This window comes from Paenibacillus pectinilyticus (assembly GCF_001700435.1).
Classification (GTDB): domain Bacteria; phylum Bacillota; class Bacilli; order Paenibacillales; family NBRC-103111; genus Paenibacillus_E; species Paenibacillus_E pectinilyticus.
The window spans coordinates 32,615-58,737 of sequence record NZ_LYPC01000023.1 but is presented as its reverse complement, the minus strand read 5'-3'; the positions used below and the strand labels follow the sequence as shown (position 1 = coordinate 58,737).

Sequence of the window (26,123 nt, the reverse complement as noted above, 5' to 3'; positions counted from 1 at the left end):
TGCTGACGATCAGCAAAGGTACCTTTTATTATTCGCCGGATGCGGCTATTGACGCAGCGGCTATACCATTTCTAAGCATATGCTCTAGATCGTCTTTCGCAACGGGCGGACTGAACCAATAGCCCTGTACTTCGTTGCAGCGATTCTGAAATAGGAATTGCAGTTGATCTTCGGTCTCTACGCCTTCGGCGATCACCTTCAAGTTCAAGTGATGCGTCATTGCGATAATCGTTGCAACAATGGCCGCGTCATTCGGATCCACCATAATATCTCGTACGAATGAGCGGTCAATCTTCAGCTTATCAATTGGGAACTTTTTCAAGTAGTACAGCGAGCTATACCCCGTACCGAAATCATCGATACTGACATTCACGCCAAGTTCTTTCAACTCAAGCAGCGATTGAATCGCATGATCAACGTCCATCGTCATGCTTTCCGTAATTTCTAGTTCCAAATATTGTGGATCCAACCCCGTCTGTTCTAACACGTGGCTGATTTTCCCTTTCAAGTTATGCTGGAAAAACTGTCGCACGGATAAATTCACGGAGATCGGGATCGCAGGATGACCTTCGGACTGCCAAGCTTTATTCTGTTTGCAGGCCGCGCGGAGTACCCATTCGCCTATCGGAACAATCAGTCCACTTTCTTCGGCTAATGGAATAAAGTAATTCGGCATGACCAAACCCTTTTCCGGATGACGCCACCTAATTAACGCTTCAACGCCTACAATTCTAGCTGATCCAATATCGACTTGAGGTTGATAGAAAAGTTCGAATTCTTCATTGACTAGCGCTCTGCGCAATTCATTCTCGAGTCGCAGGCGATTAATGGAAACAGACTTCATATCCGTATTGAAAATCTGATAATCATTTCTGCCCTTTTCTTTGGCCCGTGCAAGCGCGATATCTGCGTATTTCATCAACGTTTCGGCTTCATCCGAATCTTCTGACGAGATCGCGACACCGATGCTGGACGTCACATGCAGTTCATATTGTTCTAGGAGAAATGGTTTTTCCAGCACACGATTGATCTCAGCAATCACGCTGATAACATCGTTCGCATCCTCCACATTCGAATAGAAGAAGGCGAATTCATCCCCTTCCGTTCGAGCAAGGAAATCGTCTTCGGTTACAATACGAGTGAACCGTTCAGCAAGCTGCAGCAGCAGCATGTTGCCATAATCGTGGCCGAAGCTATCATTCACCAGCTTAAAGCGATCAATGTCTAAGTAAAACACCGCAACTTTATGTCCATCTGCTTTGCATTGGAGAAGACGTTCATTCAGATGATCTCGAAATAATCTTCGATTCGGGAGCCCGGTCATATCATCGTAATAAGCCATATAACGGACTTGTTCATCCCCACGTTTCCGTTCCGTCACATCCTGACAAATCAGAATGTTCCCTTTGGTATGGTGATGAATATCAACAGGAACCGCAGTCACATGCAAATCAACCCGATATCCGCGCTGATGATGGACGGAAGTCTCAAAGGTATAGGGCTTCCCGTTGCCGCTTTGCTCCAGATGCCGCTCTGTTCGTCTCAACTGTTCTTCTGTCACGATGTTCGTGAAGGGTTGATGCAGAAGCTCCGAGGCCGAGTAGCCTAAAATCGATTCCGCCGCTTGGTTCATTCGAATGAACCGGCCTTCTTCATTAAAGATCCCGATCGCATTCGGATTATGCTCAAATAAGGAATCCAACACACTTAAATAGGCGTGATCCCGAGGCAATTCTTTTGGAATAGGTTGTTGCTGCGTCTTTTTACCATATAAGAAGTAAAGAAGCACAAGTGCGCCCAAGAGACAAATCCAAGTCGCATAAGGCTTTACTAAGATGCTTACGAGTATAGCCACGACTGCATATCCGCCAATATAGAGCCGATTTTTCACGAATGAGCCTCCTTACATTGTTCAATCAAACTAAGGGAAGCATGTCATACTTATCCGTTCTTACTCCCAAGTCTCTGCCGATTCACGATCACATTACCAATCATTGACTTCTTTCTACAAAGGTTGTGCCTTTTCCTGCTTTCCTGCCCTAAAATACGAAAAGAGTCGGATTTCTCCGACTCTGCTCGTATTTTAGGATTTAATTGCTGCAAGGGCCAAAAGAATCCATCCTACCAAGAAGCTCAATCCACCTAGCGGCGTAATCGGTCCGAAGATCTTCAATCCCGTCAAACTCAGGGCATAAAGACTACCGGAGAATAAAATGATACCGATAAAGATCGCCCAACCAGAAGCATTTACCATGGACTGATTGCCTAATTTCTCATAAAGCACGGCAATCACAAGTAAGGCTACCGCATGAATCATGTGGTAATGAACACCTGTTTGAAACACGTCAATCTTATCGGGAATTTTCGTTTTTAAATAGTGGGCGCCGAACGCACCCAAAGCGACAGACAAAAAGGCATTCAAGCTTCCGAGCAGTACAAACAATTTCATGATCATAAATCCTTTCACAAGCAATCTGACTTACTCCACTTCACCAATATCATGCTGACCAACAATCAATCGAACAGGCTCCAAGAAAACACGCGTTACCGTCGGCTGCTCGATCAAATTAACCTCAATATCCTCAATCTTATAACGAGTGGTCTTACCTTCACGCTTGTCATACACAACATCAAATTGCTTCAGACCCAGCTGATGAATCAACACAGAGGAACCAATCGCTACAGCATTTGATTCAAATTCTCCATGTTCGAATATCACCTCAGACAAAATTTCATCGCTCATATCGACAATCGTAACGTACTGGCAAAATTGGTAACGCATGGTAGACATCCCCCTTGAATTTGGATAAGTTTAGGTATATCTACCCATTCGCCGAAATTGTCGATATTCCTGCTAATTCCATCATACCCTATTATCTTCAGATAAAATCCAACAAATAAATGACAATTGGTATCGTAAACATGCTGAAAAGTGTCGAAGTAAAGACAGCCTGCGAAGAAAACTCCGCCTCATTCTCATACTCGATAGCCAGCAGTACGCTGCTTAACGAAGTGGGTACTGCGCAAGATAGAATCAACGCCTTCGCTGTTAAGCCCTCAATGCCCAACATCCATACAACGAGAACACCAAGCAAAGGAGAAATAGCTAGACGAAGAAAATTCGACAGCAGCACCCGCGAGAAGTGAAATTCCCATTTCATCGCACCAAGCTGTACGCCCAGTGTCAATAAGGCTGTCGCCATGAAAGCATTGGATATGTAAGTCAATGGCAAATGAATCGAATCCGGGACTGGCACATGATAATACCTCAACACCAGCGCAATGGGAATGGCATAAATGACCGGCAACGAGAGTATCGTTTTCATCGTAGCCTTCCAGGATGCTTTATGAGCATTTAACGAGTAAATCCCATAGGTATTGGGAATTAGCGTTTGCATGATCATAATGACGATTTGGATCGCTAACGTATAGGCATTTCCGGCAAATACCGTTTGATTCAAAGGTAAGGCATAGTTCGCACTATTGTAGAAAATAACACTATTTCGCATGGCGATCCGCATGCCGCGCTGCATCTTCTGAATACGGATGATCACTTCAATGATCGCGAACAGCAAACTGAAGAAAATAACAAAGAATAAGAGCACCTGCATGAGGATCGAGAGACTCATCTCCGACTCATACAGCTTTACGAATACTAGCGCAGGCGAAAATACATAGAAATTAAGCTTTGAAAGGGTCCGAATATCAATGCGAAATGCACGATACATGGTGACACCAATGGCAATCATGATGCAAATAGGCACAATATTATTGACGAGAATATACACGAAATAATTCATTTCAAAGCCTCAATTCATCGAGAATCCCTGATAACGCCTTAAGAATGGGCATTCACGCTTGATATAATTCGCTTTAATTGCAGATTAAAATTCGTAATCTCTTCCGGTGACATCCCGCTCGCTTCGAATAGCGTCTGTGGGATGCAGAGTGCCCGCTCATAAAGGGCTAGGCCAGCTTCTGTAATGTGGATCAGCACCACACGCTCATCCTCCTGCGAACGTTTCCGAACTAGCAGCTGCTGCGCTTCCATGCGCTTGAGCATCGGTGTCAGTGTTCCCGAATCCAAGTCGAGCTTCTCACTCAATTCTTTGACCGTGCTTTCTTTCTGATCCCATAGAACTAATAGGACCAAGTATTGCGGATAGGTAATGCCGAGCTCCTCCAGAAATGGACGATACATGCGGGTAATTGCCCTTGAGCTTGCATATAAGCTAAAGCACAATTGATTTTCCAGCTTCAAAAATTCACTACTGCTCATGGCTATGTTCCTTTCTTCTATCTTATTGCGAACAATCGATTTGCTTCCAATTTAAACAAAAAGCCTCCCTCTGTCAATACACAACGCAAAGAGCGCCCTATTGAGGAGCGCCCATTCACTACTTCGTCTTATTTAATGCCGGCACTGTTCACATACGCAAGCCATTGTTTCTTGTACTCAGCTTGAATTTTATCCAGACCCGCTACTTTCGCCTTTTCCATAAATGTTTTCAATCCACCTTCAACATCCGCCACAAGACCTGCTTCGAGTGGATACAGATATTGTTTCTCCACTTGCTCTAAAGCTGCTTTCTCCGCTTGGTAGCTCGTGTAGTCTTCAGCAAATCCTGTGAACTTATCAGGTGATGCAATTTTATCCAAATCACTGAAAATTTGCTTCACGCCATCATAGCCTTTGTCGAACAACATGAACTCAGGATTTCGCCAAGCCCAGCCTTGCATAGCTTCTCTAGGAAAACCATTGCTGTTAGTGTCACCAATCATCGTGTAGTAACCATTATCTACCGTATAGTTTTTACCTAGGATTCCGTACTCCGTCAATTGATTGTACGTTTTGTCTGTGACCATTTTTTCATAGAAGGCAAGTGCGCGCTCAGGGTTTTTGCTGCTCTTTGGAATCGCGAAGCCATTGTGAATCGGGTGAACCGGCTCAGCGTGACCTTTGATCAAAGGAGCTGGATAGTATTCAAGTTTCCAATCTGGGTGAGCGGCAGCGATTTGCAGCTTCTGATCGTTGTAACGGCTAGGGTTATCGCCTAAGTTGGCAGCGGCTTTACCGCTTGTAATCAAGTCCGTCATGGCATCCTTCACATTCAGGACGTTCTTCGAAATGTAACCGGCATCCTGCCATCTTTTCATCGTTTTCAGTTCGTTCAGGTGCTCTGGAGAGCCCCAGTACGAAGTGACTTCTCCTGGATTTTTATACGAAATGTTCATGCCGTAAGGAAGCGCTCCAACAGGATCGATTGTTAAATTTTTGTAAAGATCAGAAAGATTGGACTTCACGTCACTATTGGCTGCCAAAGGAACCATATCAGGCACATTTTTCTTGATACCCGCAAGATAGGCTTCGAAATTCGCTAAGGAGTCCGGCTTCGGCAAATTGAATTTCGCTCTAAGATCTTCACGCCAGATGAAGCCCGTTGTCACATATTCCTTGTACGTCGCAGGCACCGTATAAATTTTGCCATCGATTTTGACAGCATCCCACATATCCTTCGGTACAAAACTATTTAGCTTAGGTGCCGCTTTAGGAAGTAAATCATCCAGTGGCAGGAAGGCTCCTTTTTTCGCGTAAGCTTGGTATTGCGTCCAATCCGCCGTGAAGATCAGATCGACCGCTTGGCCGGAAGATAATAAAAGCTTATATTTCTGATCCCAATCCGTCCATGTCGTGAAATTAAATTTAACAGTTGCGTTCAGATCCTTCAATGCTAACTTATTAATTTCATCTTCAATGACAGGCAAATCTTTCGGTGCGGGCCCTAGCATATAAAATTGCAATTCCACTTTCTTGGAAATATCTAGGCCTGTTGCCTTCGCTGTAGCTGTGGCTGCTGCGGTAGCATCCGGTGTTTTCGTTGCCGTTGCTGCGGAAGGACTCGGAGAACTCGTCGATGTCGAGCTAGAGCACCCAGCAACCACCGAGCCAACAAGCGCAATCGCCACAGACACACTGTACATCTTCTTTGCATTTCTTTTCATGTAAATCCTCCCTTTTATTAGTGCTTTGGATGGGTGGAACAATCTATGTTAGCTGACGGAATCGCTCCGGTTCAGTTCTAACCTTTGACAGCGCCTATCGTTAATCCTTTAACAAAGAACCGTTGCACGAAAGGGTACAAGAACAAGATGGGCCCCGTTACGATAATGGCCATCGCTAATTTCGTCGATTCCGTTGGAATCGTTTGGCCCATGGTCGCCCCAGTACTTACACCTAACTGTGAGATCGCTGCTGCGGTGTTAATGATGTTATACAAGAAATACTGCAGCTCGTATTTGCTCTGATCATTAATGAAAAGCGAGGTGGCAAACCAGCTATTCCAATATTGTAAGGCTAGGAATAAACCAACGGTTGCAATCCCAGGCATCGCCAGCGGTATCACCACACGATAATAAATCGTGAAATCGTTAGCGCCATCAATTTTCGAAGACTCTGTAAGTTCCTCCGGGATAGACGACTTAATGAAGCTGCGCATTAATATAATGAGAAAGGGAGACATCAGCCCTGGAAAAATCAAGGCCACATACGTATCTGTTAACTGTAAATATTTCGTAATGAGGATGTACCAAGGGACAAGTCCACCGCCAAACAGCGTCGTGAAGTAGATGAAGAAGGACAGCTTGTTGCGATACTTAAAATCCTTCCTCTGCAGCACATACCCGGCCATCGTCATCATGAACAATCCGAGAACCGTACCTACCACCGTCACGAAAATCGTGACACTATACGCTTTTAATACTTTCTGCGGAAAGGTCAGTACAGCTTTGTAGGCTGTTAATGAAAAGTCCTGCGGAAAGAGATGGTAGCCATTACGAATAATCGATTCATTGTCCGTAAAAGAACCCGAAATAATGAGCAGGAAAGGGAAGATACAGACAATCGATATCGCAATAATGATGAGGTAAGCCAAGATATTAAATGTAATCGAATCTATTCCTCTAGTTCTCAATGTCGCTCACCTCCTAGAACAGCGCATACTCATCGTTTGATTTTTTGATCAGAAAGTTGACGGTCATAATCAGTACAAAACCGAAGATGGATTGAAATAAACCAGCAGACGTCGCCATCCCGATATCAAACGTAACCTTCAAGGAGCGGAACACATAAGTATCCAAAATGTCTGTCGTATTATACAGAATGCCGTTATTTCCAATTAACTGGTAGAAGAGATCGAACTGCCCCTTCATGATGCTACCGAGTGCAAATAAGAGCAATATAATGAAGGTTGGCTTCAGCATCGGAACCGTAATGTACCAGATCCGTTGGAAAATGTTCGCTCCATCAATGGTAGCGGCTTCATAATATTCATCACTGATGCCCGTTATGGTGGCGAGGTAGATGACCATGGTGTAGCCAACATTTTTCCATACATAAAATAGCACCAATAATACCACCCAAGCAGAAGGCGTGTTATAAATGTCCACGGGGTTTGAACCCCATGATTTCAAGGTCGTGTTCACAAAACCAGTATCATAATTAAACATGTTGTAAGCGATTGCATTCAGGAGGACAAATGAAATAAAATAAGGTAAGAACATCACAGATTGTGTAATTTTCTTGAAAAAATTCCCTGTTAATTCACTGAGTAAGATGGCACTAAAGATGGCTCCCACGTTTAAAAACACGATAAACGCAAGATTATACGCTACTGTATTCCTTGCCAACACCCATAGCACTCCTGACTTCCATAGGAACTCAAAGTTCTGTAAGCCTACAAATGGACTTCCGAAAAGCCCTCCATTAAAGTCAAACCTGGTGAAAGCGAAGTAGATCCCAACCATCGGTACGTACGAATTAATAAAGAAGAAAATCAGTGTTGGCGCTATCATGAGAAACAACAATTTATTTTTGTTTAGCTCATAGAAGAATCCTTTCTTTCGGATCATGCGGTTAACCTCCCTGCATTAATATGTCTTGTCGTGCTTGTCGGTTGCCATACTCGAATTATAAACAGAATCATCCCAACCCCGATACTGAAGATCTGCTAACATTTATGAACGAACTGGCTTGTGAACACCTCCAATTCATATGCACAATCTAAACATTCATGGATTTTCTGGCGTTTCTACCCCATTTTCCGCCAGCGGGGCTATCCTATTTCAGGTTAAGCGTTATATAGTTGGAATATACTTTTCGTACCAAAGGAGGGGATAGCTGCCATGTTACTTCGTAATCAAGAGAGCAAATTTATGTATCGCAACATACTTCTCAGTATTGTTCTATCTATTGTTGTTACACTGCTAGTCTCCTCGACCATTCTCTACGTGAACTTTGATAATATCGCGCTCAAACAAGTGTACGAATCCGATTCTAACTCCTTGCTGCAAACGAGTCAGGAAATTCGAACGATTACCGAGACGGCTACTTCCTTGTCTTTTCAAATTTATCGCGACTTCGTCATTAGTAAGCTGCTCTTTTACGATAAACCTGACATCTACGATGTCCAAGGCAGTATGGCACAGCTTAACTTGTACAGACTCGCCATGCCTTTCATCGATTCGATTTACGTCTATAACGGGGATTCGCAGCTCTTCTATGTCAGTTCGAACAATTTCCAGAGCGGCATTCAAACGAAAGCGACGCTAGGTGATCCGAGCATGGTCAATATTTTGGATCATTTTCAGGATTACATCCCTTTCCTGCCTATTCCTAGGTCATTTACACCTAATGATGTCGGTTCGCCACAAGCTACTCAGGTCGGCATTTACTCGTACTTATGTTACGATGCCATTAATTTAAATAATTCCTTGAATTCCGCTGTTGTCGTCAATATTTCAGAATCCTTTTTCAATAAATCATTGAAAAATATCGTAAACAATCGTTCCTCCGACGAATTCATCATTAATAAGGAAGGCCTTCTCATTTCCACCGATGGGACCAATCCTGTATTAACCAACTATGCCGATAAGAGCTATATCCAGAAAATCATTGCCAACGCTGCAGCCCCAGGGTATTTGGTCGATAAGGTGACTGACACGAAATCTTTAATTACCTATACAGCTCCCGATTCCTTAGGCTGGCGCTATGTGCGCATAACCCCCTACACGATTATCACCAAAGAAATTAAGAGCATGCGAACCAAAACGATCTATATCTCGCTCAGTATTTTACTTGCCGGTCTTCTGATTTCACTTGTGATGTCCAAACGATTATTCGATCCGATTGATAAAGTCATACGCAGCCTAAAAACCTTAGAGATCGAAAAACGCGATCACCTGCAAATTTTACGACAAAATTTCCTGAGAAATATTATGATGGGAAGAGATGTTTATCATCCTCAAGCCCTGCAATCCAAACTAAGTTATTTCGGTTCCAAAATCATGATTAGCCATCCAGCCATGATGCTTATGGTCAAAATGGATCGTTATGAAGAAAACAACCGAACATTTAAAGATCAACTCCCCCTTTTACGCTATGCCATCATGAATATTTGCACCGAGATTTGCAGTCCCCTGTTCCACGCCGAAGGCATTGATATGGGAGATGATCATATCGTCATGCTGTTATCCGCGAAGGAAGCTGACTTCCAGTGGGAATGCGACGTTTTCATCGACATGCTGCACAACATGCAAGCATCCATTGCTTCTTTCATCAAATTATCTGTCTCCATGACAGTAAGCCCCCTTCAAGATGAGGCTGCGCAATGTTTTACGCTTTATAAACAGCTTCTTGAAGCCTCCTATCACCGCTTATTCAGGGGGCATGGCTGTATCATTTGGTCAGATGAGATCATGGCGTACCGCACGAAAGAATACAAATTCCCGTCTCAAAAGGAAAAGCAACTGGTCGACAGCCTGATGACTGGCGATTCGGAAGAGGCTGAACTCATCTATCTCGATATCGTCAGAGAAACCGCACTATACCCCTACACCGTCGTTCATTTGGCCATTTCACACTTAACACTGACCGTCAATAATGTGCTGACCACCATTAACCGAAATAATGCCCTAGCGTTTCCACTCTTTCTTGATGGGGCTGTCGCCTCTTTAACACATGTAGAGACGATTGATGAAATTAATTGCCAATTCACCGACTTATTTAAGCAGCTTCAGAAAAAGCTTGATGAAAAGCGAAGCTCTAAGCATGTTGAGCTCATCAAGAAGATGAATGACATCATTGATCGCGATTATGCGAACCAGAACCTATCTCTAAATTCCATAGCTGATGAACTCGCCATGTCTTCCATCTACATAAGCCGCTTATACAAACAACATACGATGGTGGCCATCACCGATGTTATTCAAGATGTCCGGATGAATAAATCCAAGGACCTGCTCCTGCGCACAGCTCTTTCCGTTGCCGAAATCGCTGAAAAAACAGGGTTCACCAGCGACTCCTATTTCTATCGGCTATTTAAGAAATACAACGGGATTACGCCGAACGATTTCCGCAAGCAGCTCAAATTTGAAAGTACCCTCATTCAGAAAGGGATTGAAGAAGGATGACTTGGCTCCATGCTCATACAAACCGACTAAACGACGTATTTAACGAAGCGAAAGACATCGTACGCCAATTTCCTTCGCCTATGGATCAATTAGGGCTTGCCTACTTGGCTAAGTTTGACGCGAGTCAGGAAGGCAGTACCAAGAACTATATTTGCTATCTGCTGCCCTATTGGATGGAAGATATCTGTGAACTGCCTGCGGCAGCCTTTAATAAGCTGTCTCTCGCGAATGTTTTCGTCATGCTCTACTATTTTATTCAAGACGATATCATGGACTCTTCCAAGGGCAATTACGCAAACAAGCTGCCACTGGCTAATTTATTTCATATGCGCTTTCTCGCCATTTATCGTGAACTCTTTCCATCCGACTCCCCCTTCTGGGGGTATTATGAAACGTATATTTCGGAGTGGGCTCAGACTGTGTCGAATGAAGGACATTCCGATTATTTCCATAACGATCTTATGCAAATTGCCAAGAAGGCTAGTCCAGTCAAAAATGCAAGCACCGGAGCCCTGCTCCTGTCAGATCAAGCGTATCTCATCCCTGAGGTCACAGCCGCTGTTGAGCAAGCGCTGGTCACCCTCCAAATGCTCGATGACTGGGCAGACTGGGAGGAGGATCTGGAAGAAGGCTCTTATAACTGCTTGTTAGCTGGTATTCAAAAGCGACTACAGCTGGCTGAGACGAATCAGCTCACACTGGAAATGATCAAGCAACAGATCTATGTTCACGATTACTTGGAAGCCTATGGAGAGATCGCGGTGCATCATCATGAACGCCTGCTCCGCTTACCACATGCTATGGATCAGCTCTTCGGTTTTCATGATTCACTGGTCCAGAATATCCTCCGTTTGGCCCAAGAAATAAAAGATCGAAGATCTGCACTAGCATCTGGCGGGTTCTACTATTTCCTGTCTAATTCTGAGAGATTTTGATAGATTATTGGAAGTTTCCATGCTATAATTTGTCTTGTAGGAAAAATTACCCAGATGACTAGGAGTGATTTCAAATGTCCACAAACGAAAGCGTAAAAGCTAAAATTATTCAAAAAGCTTGGGAAGATGAAGCGTTCAAAAATCAACTTCTGTCCAATCCGAGAGCAGCGCTGAAACAAGCATTTAACATTACACTCCCTGAAGACATTACGGTAAGAGCGGTTGAAGAAACTTCAACAGATTTCGTTCTTGTCATTCCTACAAATCCAGCTAAGATTCTTGTTACTTCCAATGGTGCAGAAGGCGTTTGGTAATATAAAAAAGGTGTCCCGCTGAAATAAGCGGAACACCTTTTATTTAATTCATTGTCACATTGGGGAATCGTAGAATAACCTCGGTTCCCATGTATTTTTGACTTTTAAACTCAATGTGCCCCTTCATGATCTCAATCAGCCTGAAGGTGACCATTAAACCCAGCCCCGTCCCTTTTGTCTTCGTTGAATAATAAGGCTCGCCTAGCTTCGTCAGTTGTAAAGGCTCGATTCCCTCGCCATTGTCTTTGATATGAATGAAGACCTCATCATTTTTTTCATACGCCCAGATATTAATTTGCCCATCGACTTGAAAGGCCTCGATACTATTCTTGATGATATTGATCAAAATTTGTTTGAGCTTCGAAGAATTCCCTAGAATATGGAGTTCGGAAGGTACATTGACTGTAATTCGGCCGCCATTCAGCGTTGCCAAAGGTACAATAATACCTTCAATTTGGCTAATTTCTTTACTTACATTTAAATCCACGATTTCATCTAACTGCGGCTTCGCAAATGTTAGGAAATCCGTAATGATAACGGAAGCCCGATCCAGTTCTTCGATCGCAATACCCATGTACTCTTTATTCTTGTCGTCCGTTCTGGCCGCAACCAGCTGCAGGAACCCCCGTGTGACCTGAAGCGGATTGCGAACCTCATGCGCGACCGAAGCGGCCAAAGAACTAATCATTTCCATCTTTTCGGAAAGCTGCAACTGATGATTGTAAAATTCAAGTTCCTTCGAGTAATTGCTCATCTGCTCTTGATTGATTGCGAAGCGTCTACCCAAAATGACGATAAGTGCGACAATAAATCCAACCACGCCGTATTTCCATATAAAAAACTGATACTTTTGATTGTTTGCGTAGTAAAGAATCAGGTCAATGGTCCCCATAAATGCAAACATCGCAAAACCTGAGGAGAAAATAATGGCCTCACGATTTCCTCTTATTACAAACACAATAGATAAGACAATGATCGTGATAAATTGAATAATCATGATCGCGCCTAGCACAGTAACAGTGAAGAAGTAATAGATGCTATTAATTTTGTACGCATACAACTGATTAATGATCGTTAGGACTATACAGAAAGCCGAATACCAGATCTGAAACTTCCTGAATGAACGGATCCATTTAAATCTGCCATTATCAAATATCTTCTCAAAAAAGAAGAGAAGCGATGGTAGAAAGACAGCAAGAGAAATATCAAAAATATTCAGGAAAAGATCACCAAAACGTGTGAAATTAGCATAGAGGAATGGCGAATAGGTGAGAAAAATCGTTCCTAGCGTTAGGATCATTATACTAAGCGAAACCCACGTCGCTCGCTGGATTTGTTTAAGAAAAAAGGAACAGACCAGCATAATCACAGCGATAAAGAGAAAGGAAAATCCAAGGATAATATTTTGTAAGTCGCGGAATATAAAAGCATGAGTCAGTATGGAATAATGATCTAATCGGATATCAGAATGAATACCAAGTCGATCCATGGTCGTCTGTAATTTTAAATAAACAGTCGCCCCGCCGTCCTCCGTACTAAGGGGTATTAAACTACGTTGTTCATCGTATGGAAAATCAAATTTAACTTCATGTACAAGCCTATCCCCCATATACATTGAGAACTTCTGTGCGTATATATCATCAATATACAGTCCGTAGTCCTTTGGAATCTGTGACGGGAGTTCTATTCGAACCCAGGCTGTTGTCACTTCTCGCGGTTTATTTGGCGTCTCCCCATTACTTGCAATGGTCATCCAACGATCCGGGTGTGCTGAAGCGATAACATCTTCAATCTGATCGCCCTGGTCCCCCCACATCATACTCCAACTTGGGATCGCTTTCATTTGCTCTGATTGCTCTGCGAAGGCGAAACTAGCCGCTAATAAAAGACCAAGGAGGACAAGCAACCCTACTTTTGAACGTAGTTGACGTAATTGGAGCAATCGTTGCATTCATTCACCTTCCCCTAGATGCCTGTAAGTTATTTACATTATTTTAATTCGACGGGGTTCTGAGCTTTCCTTCTTCAGTAGGTAAACATTCTCAAAACAAAAATAAACGCCCACTTGCAAGAATACCAAGTGGACGTTCCTTAGTTATCCGTAAACCAAACGGTTCGTGCCGGTTTGGTTTCGGTGATCAATTCTCCCCCGCTAACCACATAACGACAAGGGGGTTGCGTGCGGATGAGGTCCATTTCATGGTCCCCCGGGAGAATAATAAAGCTGGCCGATCCGCCAACCTGAATGCCGTATTCTTTAAGCTGCAAGGTGCGAGCGGCTCGCATGGTAACCATACGGACAAGCTCATCTATTTCCTCCCGCCCCGTCATATGTGCGAGATGCGCAGCCATATGAGCAGCCTGCAGCATATTACCGGTGCCTAGCGGATAAAATGGCGTTCGGATATCATCATGGGCGATGCTCACATTCACGCCAGCTTGCCACATTTCTTTGATACGCGCGATTCCGCGACCGCGAGGATAACTATCGAATCGTCCTTGCATCGCACTATTGATCAGTGGACAACACACAATATGAATGCCCGCTCGTGCGACTAAGCCAAGCACCTTTTGAAAATACGCTTCACCGTAATAGGCGGTGGCGTTCACATGCGCAGCCGTTACTCGCTCCCTTAAGCCTGTGCGAATGGCGAGATGCGCAACATTCTCCAAGAAGGTGGAATGAGGATCGTCCATCTCGTCGCAGAATACATGGATGAAGCAGCCATGCTTCTCAGCGAGACGGAAGATGCTATCCAGCGAGGCTTCACCTTCTGAGCGCGTTGGCTCCAGATGCGGAACCGCACTGATGCCATCCGCGCCTAGCTCTAAGGCAAGCTCCAACCGCTGCTCATTGTCTGGGCAAGCCCTTATCCCATCCTGCGGAAAGGCAATCACCTGCAGATTCAGGTAAGGTTTTACACGTTCGCGCAGTGCTAGTATCGCGCGCAGCGCCGTCAGATTTGGATCGGAGATGTCTACCATCGTTCGCACGTGAAGAATGCCTGCTGCAATTTGCATGCGAAGCAGCTTCTCCGCACGAGCGGTTACGTCCTCATAGGTCAGCAATAGTTTACGCTTCTGCCAAAGACCAATGCCTTCGAATAGCGTTCCACTCTCATTCCATGCTGGCTCTCCTGCTGTCAGCACGGTGTCCAAATGGATATGTGACTCCACGAAGGGCGGCAGCAGCACGTGCCCGCTGCCGTCAATCTCTCGCTCGCCGAGAGCGGTTATTTCACCGATTTCTACGATTTTGCCATCCTTAATCCCGACGTCGACAGGCCCTTGGTAGGTGGGGCTACCCAATAATCGCACATGACGAAAGATGCTATCTAGCAAACCTATCACCTCTACTACGTGTTATTACTTCACTACATGATTCACTTCACGAATTAGTTATCACGCTTCATTTCGGATTCATGCCAGGAGCTGAGCAGCCATTTGGCGAAGGCATTAACCAACAGGAAGAAAATGATCCCTAGTGCAGATGCCGATAAACCGCAAGCAAAGAGGTAAGGCGTCTTCAAGCGGGCGGCTGCATATGTAATGGCGTAGCCTAATCCACCTTGACCGCCGCCGATGCCGGCGATGTATTCACCCACAATGGCGCCTACGACAGACAGGGTACAGGAGATTTTCAAACCAGCCACGATATACGGCAGCGCAGCTGGGATGCGCAGCTTCCACATCGTTTGAAAGCCATTTGCGTTGTACAGATAAAACAAATTACTCATATTTTGGTCTGTGGAGTTCAGTCCAATCAATGTATTCGATAACATCGGGAAGAAACCGATTAAGAATGTAATAATGACAATGGCATTCATCCCTGCATCGAACCAGATGACAATCAAAGGTGCAATAGCTACAATCGGAATCGTTTGCAGGATGATCGCATACGGATACACGCTCTTCTCTATCCATTTGGAGCTGGCAAGCAGAATCGCACCCGCAATACCTAGGACAATACTTGCAATGAATCCAAGCACGGCCTCAAAGGTTGTTGTTCGAACGGACACCCATAGCCCGCTTCTATTCTCATAGGCTGCTTTTACGATATCCGAAGGCTTCGGAACCAGATAGACAGGCGCGTGCGTAAGTGCTGCGATAAGCTCCCACCCGCCAATAAATACGATAAATGCCGCTAACGGCGGGATCAGCTGCTTCAACAACAGGAGCAACCTGCGGCTAAACGACACGCCATCCTCCATGCGACTCATCCAAGCTGCGCGCTCCCGTGCGGGAAATATTTCATCAGGTAGTATTTGTAGGTATTTCGAATCGACAGCCATGGTACATATCCCCTTTCACATTACTTCTCAGTCTGTGTTGATTTTCCCCGGATTAAGAAGTCCTTTTGGATCATTCTCACGTTTCTTTCTTCCCATACTGCCTACTTCGCCGCGTCCGCCTTGATCGAGAACCCACGTGTGCGGATCGAAGATTCGGACGCCAATGGATTCGAAAAAGTCAATAATCTCATATAACCGTTCTTCCGTCGTAAACCGCACAACAGGAAGTGCTGTAGGGGTAACTTCTCCGCCACTACGCACCCATTCGACATGCAGGTACACTTCATCGCCGTACTTCGCTTTGATCTGCTGCACTTGCTCCAAGTAGCAATCCACCTTAAAGCCTGCTTGCAGATAGGTCATAGATGCATCTGTCTTCATCGCCCATAGCGTGGTATGGTTCCACGTAAAATCAGATACGCCAATTGTTTTACGATAATTTTTCGCTTCAATGACATGTCCGATATGTCCGCCGTACTGCACAGCCAGTGCATCAACCAAGCGCAGCGTTTCTTCCGCGAATTCCAACATCACCGCAGCACGATCTGGCACAATCACTTTGTTAAAGGGGACAAAATATGAAGGGATTGGCCATTCCATCGGTGCTATGAGACGCTTCGGAATCGCTTCCTCACGCGCTAGTGCCTCTCCAAACTGCATCGCTTGCTCAAACGTTGGAAATTGACCAATGGCTTGCGTCCATTCTGTACGAGGCGATAATGGAATCGTTACTTCGGTCAAAATCCCCGTTGTTCCGTAATTATGAATATAAGTAAACAGCTCAGGCCCTTTAACTACAAGTCTTCGCGGTGTTTCTTCCATTGTATAGATAACAGCTTCAAGAACATTTCCATCCCATAGGTTGCCATAAGTGATCGAACCGATGCCGCCAGACCCTCCACTGACAAAGCCTCCAACCGTCGCCTTCACATACGTACTGGGGTATATTCGGATCTCTTGACCTACTTCGCGTGCTTTCTTGTCGATGACGCCTAGACGAACGCCGCACTCTAGCCGAGCAAAACCAGGCCCTATCTCAAGAATGGCATCCATACGGCTGAGATCCAAAACAATTCCCCGCTGTAGAGGAACCGCCTGACCGTAATTACCTGTTCCCGCTCCGCGCACGGTCACTGGTATGCCATGCCGGAATCCGAAGGCTAGAGCTTTCACCACTTCTTCCTCATTCCGAGGTAAGATCACCACATCCGCAGCTGGCAACCCCTGCAGTTGACGATTAAGCACGGGAGAGTACCAGTAATAATCCTTGGAAAGCTTATCTCTCGTTTCTTGATCGATCGCTACGATTTCTGTACCAAGTTGTTCTTCGACCTCATGAACCCAGGTTACTTCCGCTTCCGTGGACATAGCTGTCATCATCCTCTCGTCTTAATGCCCCAAGGCTTCATTTACGACGCGTACTAACTCGCTGAATTGTGCTGTTGTTCGATAGGTTTCATCTCTTGGAAAAGGAACGGGAATATCAATTCTGGCTGATATTTTGCCAGGTCTTGGTGTCATCACGACAACACTTGTCGATAGAAAAACGGATTCAAACACGTTATGTGTAACGAAGAGTACGGTCATCGATTTATCCTGCTGCCAGATGTTCAGCAGCTCCATTTGCAACGTTTGACGCGTAATTTCGTCCAATGCACCGAACGGCTCATCCATCAGCAGCAGCTTCGGTCTAGAAATCAGCGCCCGCGCGATGGACACGCGCATTTTCATACCACCTGAAAGCTGTCTAGGCAGTACTTTCATGTAGTCCTTCAAACCAACAAGCTCCAATACCCGCTCCGCCTCTTGTTGCTGCGTTTTTTTATCAACACCGCGCAATTCGAGCGGAAGCTTGACGTTCGCTTCAACCGTGGACCATGGCAACAACGTGTGGTCTTGGAAAACGAAAGCGATATCGCTTTGCTTGCGAGCCTCCTTCGGCGTTGTTCCGAATACATCGAGTGCCCCTTTGCTCGGCTTCGATAAGCCAGTAATAATTTTGAAAATCGTCGATTTTCCACACCCCGACGGGCCTACAAAGCACAAGAATTCACCTTCTTGAATCGACAGGTTGACATCCTGCAGGGCAATCGTGCCATTCGGGTAGGTTTTGGATAGATTCGACATGCTGACGAAGGTTGAACCTGAGGTTTGCGGGCTTGCTGTATCAATTAGAGAAGAATATCTAGCCATGTTCTTCATCTCCTTAGCGAGTTTGGGGCTTGCCAGAACTATTTGCTGATTTTGAGTGATTGCATATCGAAGGCTTGAAAAGCAAGCAAAGCTTCTACAATATAGGCGCCATACTTCTCCGTCATTGCCGTCCCCTTCGCGATTGTTGCGACAGTTGCATCACCAGAGATGCCCGAATGTGATAGATCATCCATTACCCACGCGAAAGCCCGGTTCTTTAGGGCCAAATAACGGGAATCCGGATAATTCGGATATTCCGTAGGCGCTGCTTCCATATGTACCCAGTGCGGCATCGCCGCCATGACGATGGAAGTTTCCATATCACCAGCATGTATACCCGCCTGCTTCTCTAGCGATGTTAGCCATTCATCTGCGCCGCCGAGACCACCTGGGTCTAACCGGAACACAGCTAAGCCCGTTTCAATGCGGATTTCCCGGCCCATCATATTCAGCAGGTCGGTATTCCCACCATGCGAGTTAACGAGAACGAGCTTCTCGAAGCCGCTTTTCCGCAGGCTTTTGGCAATATCCATGACGACTGCCATTAGTGTTGTGGCGGATAAAGTAATCGTCCCGGCATGCCCTAAATGCTCTGTACTTTTCCCATATGGAATCGCTGGCAATAGCCAAATATTCGCATCGTCAGGAAGCTGCTCGAAAGCTTCAGTTAGGAGCACTTCAGAGATTAACGTGTCGGTAAACACCGGCATATGTGGACCATGCTGTTCAACAGCCCCGACAGGCAGAACAACAAGTGCATTTTCCTTGGGAATGTCAGCCACTTGAAGTTTACTAAGCCGAGGGAAGAAGCAGCGATCCCAAGCCTTTCCTTGATAGCGATTGAATGTCATGCTGAGCACCTCCACGATATAGTGACGCTGTATTTGAGAAAAAAGACCCAAGCTCTTGGAAGAGGGGATCTTTCAGTCTTTTCCAATTTAATGATGTGCGCCTCATGCCTTATTCGCTTGAAATTGCTTTAAGGCTGCGGCCACATCCGCTACTCGTTCTCCCAGACGCGCTGCCATCAGCAGCTCTCTAGGATCTGGAGACAGTGAACTATCTGGTCCGGCTAAGGTCGATGCCCCGTAAGGGGAGCAGCCGATGGCATCGGCGGTCAGATACTCCGGATTCTCGGAATACGGAAGACCCACGAAGATCATACCAAAGTGGAATAAAGGTACCATTGCTGTTAAAATCGCCGCTTCATGCCCGGTATGGATGGAAGCCGTGCTGTTAAATATGCCGGTGGGTTTACCCTCTAGGGCGCCCTCGATACAAAGATCCCCGGCCATCTCAAGGAACAATTTGACTTGTGCTGGCATGGAGCCGTAATACGTGGGGAAGCCCCATAGAATGCCATCTGCCCAGCGGAGATCATCATTAGTGGCAATAGGGATATCTTTTTGTAAGGCTAAGGTTGCTTCATACTTGTGATAACGATCCGTTAATCGAAATTGCTTGGATAACGTAGTTGAGCTCGAAGACTTCTCAATCTCGGAAGGGCGTCTGTCTTTATCCTGCTTGATCACGCGATTCGTATCCGCAACCATTTCTGGTATTCGCACGATTCTCACAGGATGCGCGCCTGATTGACTGGCACCATCTGCAACAGCTTGCGCCATCTGATAGACGTGACCGAAGGCGCTGTAATAAATGACCAACAGGTTAGCCATGCCTCATGTCACCCTTTCGCGAATTCGTGCTTTTGGAACGATACGGCTTGCGTTGCTCCTTGCCAGAATTGGGCTAACGTTGTGTTATTCCATTCGGCTTTTGAGCCAGGGGATCTTACGAAACGACCTTGGCAATATACCCATCTGCGTTCAGGGAGCAGAGTAAAGATTTCTTCGGTTGATCGGCCATCTAGGATGACAAAATTAGCTGCATTGCCTTCTGTAAGGCCATAGCTGGTAAGCCCAAGAACATTTGCTGGTGCTTCCGTAATCATCCGCAGCAGTGTGCGAAGATCAGCGGGTCTTCCCATGTGTGCTGCGTAAGAACCAATGAGCGCAATTTGTAACAAGTCACCTCGCCCAAACGGGTGAAAAGGATCATGGATATTATCCGACGCGACGGCGATGGGAATGCCTCGTTCATGAATTTGCTTCAACCGTGTAACCCCGCGTCTTACAGGGAACGTGTCGTGCCTGCCTTGCAAATACAAGTTCACCGCTGGTAAAGACACGGCTTTCAGCTTCGCCTCTGCCATCTGGTCAATGATGCCGCCTGCATCCTCATCTGTCATGGAAGCCAGTGCACACAAGTGATCCACGGCAACTCGGCCTTGGTAGCCTTCTTCTTGGGTACGCTTTGCCACATAGGCCACAGTTCGCATCTGCGGATTATCCGTTTCATCACAATGTAGATCAATCGGAACATCGTATTTCTCTGCCATTTTGAAAATAAAATCAATATCCTCTTCTGGCGTCTGAGATAAATGCGGAGCCCCGCCGATCCCATCAACACCCATTCGCAACGCTTCCTCAATCGCTTCATTATCTAACGACATGAAATTGAAGGGGCACATCGGAAACAGCTGCAAGGTAATATAAGGAGCTAACGCTTCCCTCGCTTCCAAGGCTGCTTCGATCGTGCGTAAGGCAATGTCTCGTGAGTATTTTAAATTAAAATCCAAGTGTGTTCGGATATGGGTTGTGCCGAAGGACAACGCCTGCAGAGCAGATCGCATCATTCTTGCTTTGATTTCCTCTTTGGAGAACGTTGGCGCTGCTGCCGAGTAGTTCAGGATCGCCTCTTCCAAGGTCCCGCTGATATTCTCAACCGTCGTTAGAGAGAATGATTTATCCAGATGCATGTGGGCATCCACATAGCCTGGCAGTAAGATTTTACCCTGAAGATCAAGGGTTGGAATCCCGTCTGTTGGCCCACGCTGCTCTGACTTCCACGCCTCTAAATCGATAACTTCAGGATCAGCGGCATCCGCTTCTTGTTTCCGAATATGCGTCCAGTTCCCATCACGAATCGAGAGACGATACAATTCCCTTTCATCTAGTAATGGCAATCGCACGTTACATAAATCGATATGGTTGTTCGAAGCCAATGCCGCCACCTCCCGATGTTTTCAACTGCTTATCGTTTATTTTTTAGGTAAAAATTGGGTTGTAAACACTTTATCAATGCTTTCAGCCGACTTCAGAACGCCCGCATCCACCATTTGCTTCTGTACTTCTTCCCAACGTGCTTTGGTCATCACGCCAGTACCTTGTGTTGCTGCATCTCCGCCGAATACGAAATCCATTTCTTTGGATGCACTAAATTTCATCATATCAAGACCCATGTCTGGGTTTTTCGTTTGAATGCTCGGGTTAATTTCTTCGGAGTGGTCTTTGTAGTAATCCCAGCCCTTCACAGTCGCCTCGACGAAGGCTTTCACTTGATCCGGATGCTCTGCGATCATTTTCTCCGTTGTGAAGTACACACCCGCATAGATTTGATAGCCAGAATCCGCTACGAGTAAGGTGCCATAATCAACCTTTTGTTGATCCATTGTGAAAGGCTCTGAAGTGACATAACCTTGAGTAAGTGCATTTTTATCACTAACAAAGTTCACTAATTGACCTGTATATTTCATTTCTTGCGCGCCATCTAATTTATATTTCTTCTTAATAAACTGCCAGAAGCTTGCTGTAGAGGCCACATACACTTTATGGCTGTTTAAATCTGCGAAATCTTTAACGCCCGAATCTTTATGATAAAACAACGCTTGTGGACTCTTCTGCATGGAAGTCGCAATGGCTACAACCGGTATTCCCTCTTGTCTGGCTACCAAAATATCATCACCATTCGCCATCCCGAATTGGGCTTTACCGGAAGCTACAATTTGCGTAGCGGATACCGATGGACCGCCTGGCATCAAGGTCATATCGAAGCCTGCATCCTTGTAAAAGCCTTTGGCAAGCGCAGCGAAATTCCCGCCATGCTCTGGCTCTGCGAACCAGTTCAATACAACGGTCGCTGGAACCGCAGCTTTGGCCGCAGGTGCCGCTGATGCTGCAGGAGAAGCTGTCGCTGCCGCAGTCGTTGGTGCTGCTGTTGGCGCTGACGAAGAAACCGAGGTAGTCGAACTGCCACATGCGGCAAGCAGACTTGAGATCATGACTAAACTCAGGGATGTAGCAGCTGGGCGTTTCATTGCAAGTGTGCGTGTACGATTAAATAGTTTCATGGTTAACTTCCCCTCCATATTTGTTTTTCTGTAGGAATCTTTGTGTGTAACCTTGAGTCAAATATACGTTTCACGGCTTGTTTACGTCAACGAATAGACTGACGTTTTGTATTTTCACACAAAGAAAGTACGTCTTTTTATTACTTTTCCAACTCTATATATATTGTTAAGCAAATATAAATGCCAAAAACCGAACATTACTCTAAATCGTACCTACAACAACACCAAGTTCCTTTAACCAGCGGCGATAAGCAATCGAGAATCGGTCCACCTTATGATTAAGCTCAACTTGGAGATCTAGTGGCAGCAGTTCGGGCTTCTGCGTCTCAATGACCCTAGCATCCTGCTCAAAAACGATATCTTGGAATTTAATGAAATTGGCATCATCGACATCATAGGCATAATTGCGGGAAACCATCATGAAGACAACACATTCTTCGGCTGCTACAGGGAGCACAGTCAGCATAATCCATAAGGTTTGACCATTACTTGGATCTGCCTTGGATAGTCTAGCTGATAGTGGACGATACACTTCCTTCATGTATACATAGGTTGTGCCAGCACTTTTGTCCGAGCCAGAATGCGCCACAGGCTGAAAAATCGGAATATTGTCGATATAGATGCGATCCTCTTCTTTGACAACTTGAAAGTCAGGAAGCTCGGCGTAGTCCGGGTGCCCCAATAAATCCTGATGCACGAACATTAAGTGTGCAAAATCCGTGAAATTTTCGATAACACGCGTGCCTGCTGCCGCAACCTTATAGGGCCCACATGGCAGCGGATGATATTCAGGATTAGCAAACTCTTCGAAATGCGGAATGGGAGCTGCTGGTTCACCGATACATACCCAGATGAAACCATACTTCTCTTCGCAGGCGTAAGTGACAGCTTTGGCGCGCAGCGGAATCTTCTCCCCTGCTGGTTGTGCAGGAATACAAACACACTGTCCAGAGGAATCATACTGCCACCCATGATACGGGCAGACCAGCGCATCATTCTTGACCCAACCTTTAGATAACATGGCTCCACGGTGGACACAGAGATCTTGCATGGCGTGAACGCCTTTGCTTGAGCGGTAGAGGGCTACTCTTTCCCCTAAAATAATGACACCAACTGGCTGCTCTTTCAGCTCAGATGCTAAGTAAACGGCGTGCCAATCATTTTCTAAAACAGGATCATGTAGTCGTTGTAAAGCCATAGGAATCATCCTCCTCGAATTGTGTGTGAAAATGTAATTCATAAGTTCTTAACGATCGAACATCTATACATTGTTGGCGAAAATTGGATATGCTCCCGCCAGCTTGCTGCGAAGTGCGTCAACTCTGGCTTGTGCTCTTAACAAAATTTCCTGTTCATTGATCCATGTGCTCTTCCCATGCTCCACTACAACCTGCCCGTCAACCATAACCAGGTCCACGTCATTGCCGTTCGCATTATAAACAAGCGCAGAGGATGCCCGATGTACAGGACTTATGTGAGCTTTCATCATATCAACCGTGACAATGTCCGCTTTCTTACCAGGTTCCAGAGTGCCTAAATCATGACTACGACCAACAGCTTTGGCCCCGTTAACAGTAGCCATTCGCAGTACATCCATCGGAGGAAGCAGCGTGGCATCTAACTCATTCACCTTGTGCAAGCAGGCAGTGAATTTCAGCACTTCGAGGTTATCTTGGCAGTTGTTACTGCCAGGGCCGTCCGTTCCTAGCGCGACATTGATGCCCATGCGCAGCATTTCTGGTACACGCGCAACACCGGAAGCTAGGTACATATTGGATACGGGGCAATGGATGACAGACGCTTGCTTTTCTTTAATAAGGGATAGTTCACCATCATCGAGCCATACGCCGTGCACAACCTGTGTATTCTCGCCAAGCAAACCAACTTCATTTAACAGCTCCAAGTTGCGCATGCCATAGCGGGCCATGGTTGTTTCAATTTGTTCGCTCGTTTCTGCGACATGTACATGAGAGATCAGTTTGCGATCTCGGCTGAATACAGCAGCACGTTCCAGATATTCACGGGAGCAGCCGTATAAATTGAGCGGCCCTAAAGCAATCCGAATACGGCCGTTCGCAGCCCCCTCCCATTCATCCAACAGTTGATCTGTCGCGTTAAAAATCTGCTCATCTGTCTCCCTCAAGCGAACTTCGCCTGCCTGATCGGAACCTCCCCGCGCCAAATGTCCGCGAATCCCGGAATCCATCATGGCTTTGATCACACTTGCATCATTCTCCGGGTAGGTATGAATATAATGATGATCCATCATATAGGTAGCACCCGATTTCAAATTCTCGATGCATCCAATCAAGGCCGCCAGATAGAAATCCTCGGGCTCCATCGCCAAGCTCATCGGCCAAATAATTTCCTTTAGCCACTGGGCTAACGGTGAATGATCAGATACCCCACGCATGAACGTTTGAAATAAATGCGTGTGACCATTCACGATACCCGGAATGACAACTTTACCTTCTGCATTGTATTGGTAGGAGGCCTCCGCGAGCAGATGATTAAGACTGCCATCCGACTTCCATTCGCCAACTTCACAGATCACATCCTGTTCCATATACACATAACCAGGTTTGAAAATTTGGTTTGTGGCATTCATCGTGAGGACGGTGCCGTTGTAGATGAGTTTTTTCGCCATGTGACAGCCCCTTTTGTGTTATATAATCTTACATTTAATTATTTATTGGTATTTTGTGTTATTTTTTATAACATGATTATATGCAGGTCAATGGTGGTCGTCAATACCATTTGTAAATATGTATTCGTCAATATGTTACTATTATTTCGTATTTTGGTTGTGTTATATTAACATTATGATTAATATAGATGATTTTAGTGCTGTTTTTTAGAAAACGATGAGTTTTATTGCTAAATGTATATATTTTCATCAAATGAGTTGGAGTGATGTTCATGTTAGATTTACACGTGCTTGACCCCGTTGATCAGGAAATTATTAAACTGCTGCACGAAAACGGACGTATGTCCTACGCACGCATTGGTGAGATTTTGAATCTATCGCGTGTCGCGATTCAAAAACGCGTCGAAAACCTCATCGACAATGAAATCATCGAGAATTTCACAATTCGCCTGAATGCTACGAAGTTAGGGAAGGTGGTTAGCGCTTTTTTCGAGGTAGAAGTGGAGCCGCGCTATGCGGAAGAAGTTGGAAACACCCTCTCAGCGGATCCCAATGTCGTGTCCATTTATCAAATGACCGGGACCAGTTCCCTGCATATGCATGCCCTTTTGAAGGATGATGCCGCGTTGGAGGATTTCCTGTATCAGAATATTTACAAATTGAATGGTGTCGTTAGGGTGAATACGCAGATGGTGATTAAGCGGTTTAAGCAGGGGACGGGTTTGGAGCTTTGAGAGGCGGAATTCGTGGCGACGGGCGAGCTTGCGGAAGTGCAGGGGCCGATGATACGCGGAATATGACAGAGCTGATGTGGCGGAGCAATGATACGCGGTGACAGGAGCAGATGGCGGGGCGATGATATGCAGAGCGTGACAGGAGCTGATGACGGGGCGATGGTATGCGAAGCGTGACAGGAGCAGATGACGGGGCGATGATATGCGGAGCGTGACAGAGCTAATGTGGCGGAGCGATGATACGCGTAGCATGACAGAGCTGATGTTGCGGAGCGATAATACGCGGAGCATGACAGAGCTGATGATTGGCCGATGATACGCGGAGCATGACAGAGCTGATGTGGCGGAGCGA

General features: G+C 45.7%; 23 protein-coding genes. 4 read left to right on the top strand and 19 right to left on the bottom strand.

Translation table 11 applies throughout. From position 1 onward, the window contains the following. Positions 1-28 precede the first annotated feature (28 nt). From A8709_RS19335 to A8709_RS19300, 8 genes are all read right to left on the bottom strand, one after another. On the bottom strand, positions 29-1,891 hold the full coding sequence (locus A8709_RS19335; RefSeq protein WP_065854182.1) for a putative bifunctional diguanylate cyclase/phosphodiesterase: 1,863 nt from the start codon (positions 1,889-1,891) through the stop codon (positions 29-31). 192 nt (positions 1,892-2,083) lie between these two features. Further along, on the bottom strand, positions 2,084-2,449 hold the full coding sequence (locus A8709_RS19330; RefSeq protein WP_065854269.1) for a DUF423 domain-containing protein: 366 nt from the start codon (positions 2,447-2,449) through the stop codon (positions 2,084-2,086). A 30-nt stretch (positions 2,450-2,479) separates the two neighbouring features. Beyond that, positions 2,480-2,782, bottom strand: a complete 303-nt coding sequence (locus tag A8709_RS19325; RefSeq protein ID WP_065854180.1) for a hypothetical protein — start codon at positions 2,780-2,782, stop codon at positions 2,480-2,482. A 97-nt stretch (positions 2,783-2,879) separates the two neighbouring features. Then, positions 2,880-3,800, bottom strand: a complete 921-nt coding sequence (locus tag A8709_RS19320) for an AEC family transporter (RefSeq protein ID WP_065854179.1) — start codon at positions 3,798-3,800, stop codon at positions 2,880-2,882. A 38-nt stretch (positions 3,801-3,838) separates the two neighbouring features. After that, positions 3,839-4,279 carry a MarR family winged helix-turn-helix transcriptional regulator gene (locus A8709_RS19315; RefSeq protein ID WP_065854177.1) on the bottom strand — a complete coding sequence of 147 codons (441 nt, stop codon included), beginning with the start codon at positions 4,277-4,279 and terminating at the stop codon, positions 3,839-3,841. A 128-nt stretch (positions 4,280-4,407) separates the two neighbouring features. After that, entirely contained in the window at positions 4,408-6,009 is a 1,602-nt protein-coding gene (locus A8709_RS19310; protein ID WP_425262338.1) for an extracellular solute-binding protein, read from the bottom strand. 71 nt (positions 6,010-6,080) lie between these two features. Continuing rightward, positions 6,081-6,971: a carbohydrate ABC transporter permease gene (locus A8709_RS19305; protein WP_065854173.1), complete on the bottom strand. Its 891-nt coding sequence runs from the start codon at positions 6,969-6,971 to the stop codon at positions 6,081-6,083. 13 nt (positions 6,972-6,984) lie between these two features. Beyond that, positions 6,985-7,908 (bottom strand): ABC transporter permease, encoded by a 924-nt coding sequence (locus tag A8709_RS19300; protein ID WP_065854171.1) that lies wholly within the window; start codon positions 7,906-7,908, stop codon positions 6,985-6,987. 273 nt (positions 7,909-8,181) lie between these two features. Here A8709_RS19300 and A8709_RS19295 point away from each other — a divergent pair, with 273 nt between their 5' ends. The 3 genes from A8709_RS19295 to A8709_RS19285 all read left to right on the top strand — a co-directional run bounded on the left by A8709_RS19295 (position 8,182) and on the right by A8709_RS19285 (position 11,716). Beyond that, positions 8,182-10,467 (top strand): AraC family transcriptional regulator, encoded by a 2,286-nt coding sequence (locus A8709_RS19295; RefSeq protein WP_065854169.1) that lies wholly within the window; start codon positions 8,182-8,184, stop codon positions 10,465-10,467. Next, a complete protein-coding gene (locus tag A8709_RS19290; RefSeq protein ID WP_065854168.1) occupies positions 10,464-11,402 on the top strand; it encodes a hypothetical protein in 939 nt (312 codons plus the stop codon). Before A8709_RS19295 ends, A8709_RS19290 begins: the two co-directional genes overlap by 4 nt. A 74-nt stretch (positions 11,403-11,476) precedes the next feature. Then, positions 11,477-11,716 (top strand): NHLP leader peptide family RiPP precursor, encoded by a 240-nt coding sequence (locus A8709_RS19285; RefSeq protein WP_065854166.1) that lies wholly within the window; start codon positions 11,477-11,479, stop codon positions 11,714-11,716. A 43-nt stretch (positions 11,717-11,759) separates the two neighbouring features. On the opposite strand, the gene A8709_RS19280 is transcribed toward A8709_RS19285, so the two are convergent. The 11 genes from A8709_RS19280 to A8709_RS19230 all read right to left on the bottom strand — a co-directional run bounded on the left by A8709_RS19280 (position 11,760) and on the right by A8709_RS19230 (position 25,037). Next, complete coding sequence (locus A8709_RS19280) at positions 11,760-13,667, bottom strand: sensor histidine kinase (protein ID WP_065854164.1); 1,908 nt, start codon at positions 13,665-13,667, stop codon at positions 11,760-11,762. Positions 13,668-13,807: 140 nt separating this feature from the next. Beyond that, positions 13,808-15,034 carry an amidohydrolase family protein gene (locus tag A8709_RS19275; protein WP_244163259.1) on the bottom strand — a complete coding sequence of 409 codons (1,227 nt, stop codon included), beginning with the start codon at positions 15,032-15,034 and terminating at the stop codon, positions 13,808-13,810. 77 nt (positions 15,035-15,111) lie between these two features. Next, positions 15,112-15,927, bottom strand: a complete 816-nt coding sequence (locus tag A8709_RS19270; protein ID WP_244163262.1) for an ABC transporter permease — start codon at positions 15,925-15,927, stop codon at positions 15,112-15,114. A gap of 108 nt (positions 15,928-16,035) precedes the next feature. Beyond that, on the bottom strand, positions 16,036-17,376 hold the full coding sequence (locus A8709_RS19265; protein WP_065854160.1) for an FAD-binding oxidoreductase: 1,341 nt from the start codon (positions 17,374-17,376) through the stop codon (positions 16,036-16,038). 21 nt (positions 17,377-17,397) lie between these two features. Then, the gene (locus tag A8709_RS19260; RefSeq protein ID WP_065854158.1) at positions 17,398-18,201 is read right to left on the bottom strand and encodes an ABC transporter ATP-binding protein; all 804 of its coding nucleotides are present in this window, start codon (positions 18,199-18,201) and stop codon (positions 17,398-17,400) included. A 38-nt stretch (positions 18,202-18,239) separates the two neighbouring features. Next, on the bottom strand, positions 18,240-19,052 hold the full coding sequence (locus A8709_RS19255; RefSeq protein WP_065854156.1) for a creatininase family protein: 813 nt from the start codon (positions 19,050-19,052) through the stop codon (positions 18,240-18,242). A gap of 102 nt (positions 19,053-19,154) precedes the next feature. After that, a complete protein-coding gene (locus A8709_RS19250; protein ID WP_065854154.1) occupies positions 19,155-19,877 on the bottom strand; it encodes an NAD(P)H-dependent oxidoreductase in 723 nt (240 codons plus the stop codon). A gap of 8 nt (positions 19,878-19,885) precedes the next feature. Next, positions 19,886-21,265: an amidohydrolase family protein gene (locus A8709_RS19245; protein WP_065854152.1), complete on the bottom strand. Its 1,380-nt coding sequence runs from the start codon at positions 21,263-21,265 to the stop codon at positions 19,886-19,888. A 36-nt stretch (positions 21,266-21,301) separates the two neighbouring features. Then, a complete protein-coding gene (locus tag A8709_RS19240) occupies positions 21,302-22,390 on the bottom strand; it encodes an ABC transporter substrate-binding protein (protein WP_065854151.1) in 1,089 nt (362 codons plus the stop codon). A gap of 202 nt (positions 22,391-22,592) precedes the next feature. Then, entirely contained in the window at positions 22,593-23,588 is a 996-nt protein-coding gene (locus A8709_RS19235; RefSeq protein ID WP_065854148.1) for an aromatic ring-hydroxylating dioxygenase subunit alpha, read from the bottom strand. A gap of 63 nt (positions 23,589-23,651) precedes the next feature. Beyond that, positions 23,652-25,037, bottom strand: coding sequence for an amidohydrolase family protein (locus A8709_RS19230; RefSeq protein WP_084225156.1), 1,386 nt, complete (start codon positions 25,035-25,037; stop codon positions 23,652-23,654). Between the two features lie 272 nt (positions 25,038-25,309). On the opposite strand from A8709_RS19230, the gene A8709_RS19225 reads away from it, so the two are divergent. Continuing rightward, positions 25,310-25,771, top strand: a complete 462-nt coding sequence (locus tag A8709_RS19225) for an Lrp/AsnC family transcriptional regulator (protein ID WP_065854146.1) — start codon at positions 25,310-25,312, stop codon at positions 25,769-25,771. Positions 25,772-26,123 lie beyond the last annotated feature (352 nt).

Excerpts from the sequence above, each read along its gene's own strand:
- A8709_RS19270 (WP_244163262.1), bottom strand. The coding sequence starts at position 15,927 with ATGGAGGATGGCGTGTCGTTTAGCCGCAGGTTGCTCCTGTTGTTGAAG.
- A8709_RS19285 (WP_065854166.1), top strand. The coding sequence starts at position 11,477 with ATGTCCACAAACGAAAGCGTAAAAGCTAAAATTATTCAAAAAGCTTGG.
- A8709_RS19290 (WP_065854168.1), top strand. The coding sequence starts at position 10,464 with ATGACTTGGCTCCATGCTCATACAAACCGACTAAACGACGTATTTAAC.
- A8709_RS19320 (WP_065854179.1), bottom strand. The coding sequence starts at position 3,800 with ATGAATTATTTCGTGTATATTCTCGTCAATAATATTGTGCCTATTTGC.
- A8709_RS19260 (WP_065854158.1), bottom strand. The coding sequence starts at position 18,201 with ATGGCTAGATATTCTTCTCTAATTGATACAGCAAGCCCGCAAACCTCA.
- A8709_RS19230 (WP_084225156.1), bottom strand. The coding sequence starts at position 25,037 with ATGGCGAAAAAACTCATCTACAACGGCACCGTCCTCACGATGAATGCC.
- A8709_RS19325 (WP_065854180.1), bottom strand. The coding sequence starts at position 2,782 with ATGCGTTACCAATTTTGCCAGTACGTTACGATTGTCGATATGAGCGAT.
- A8709_RS19250 (WP_065854154.1), bottom strand. The coding sequence starts at position 19,877 with ATGGCTAACCTGTTGGTCATTTATTACAGCGCCTTCGGTCACGTCTAT.
- A8709_RS19295 (WP_065854169.1), top strand. The coding sequence starts at position 8,182 with ATGTTACTTCGTAATCAAGAGAGCAAATTTATGTATCGCAACATACTT.
- A8709_RS19280 (WP_065854164.1), bottom strand. The coding sequence starts at position 13,667 with ATGCAACGATTGCTCCAATTACGTCAACTACGTTCAAAAGTAGGGTTG.
- A8709_RS19235 (WP_065854148.1), bottom strand. The coding sequence starts at position 23,588 with ATGGCTTTACAACGACTACATGATCCTGTTTTAGAAAATGATTGGCAC.
- A8709_RS19300 (WP_065854171.1), bottom strand. The coding sequence starts at position 7,908 with ATGATCCGAAAGAAAGGATTCTTCTATGAGCTAAACAAAAATAAATTG.
- A8709_RS19255 (WP_065854156.1), bottom strand. The coding sequence starts at position 19,052 with ATGACATTCAATCGCTATCAAGGAAAGGCTTGGGATCGCTGCTTCTTC.
- A8709_RS19265 (WP_065854160.1), bottom strand. The coding sequence starts at position 17,376 with ATGTCCACGGAAGCGGAAGTAACCTGGGTTCATGAGGTCGAAGAACAA.
- A8709_RS19315 (WP_065854177.1), bottom strand. The coding sequence starts at position 4,279 with ATGAGCAGTAGTGAATTTTTGAAGCTGGAAAATCAATTGTGCTTTAGC.
- A8709_RS19240 (WP_065854151.1), bottom strand. The coding sequence starts at position 22,390 with ATGAAACTATTTAATCGTACACGCACACTTGCAATGAAACGCCCAGCT.
- A8709_RS19330 (WP_065854269.1), bottom strand. The coding sequence starts at position 2,449 with ATGAAATTGTTTGTACTGCTCGGAAGCTTGAATGCCTTTTTGTCTGTC.
- A8709_RS19225 (WP_065854146.1), top strand. The coding sequence starts at position 25,310 with ATGTTAGATTTACACGTGCTTGACCCCGTTGATCAGGAAATTATTAAA.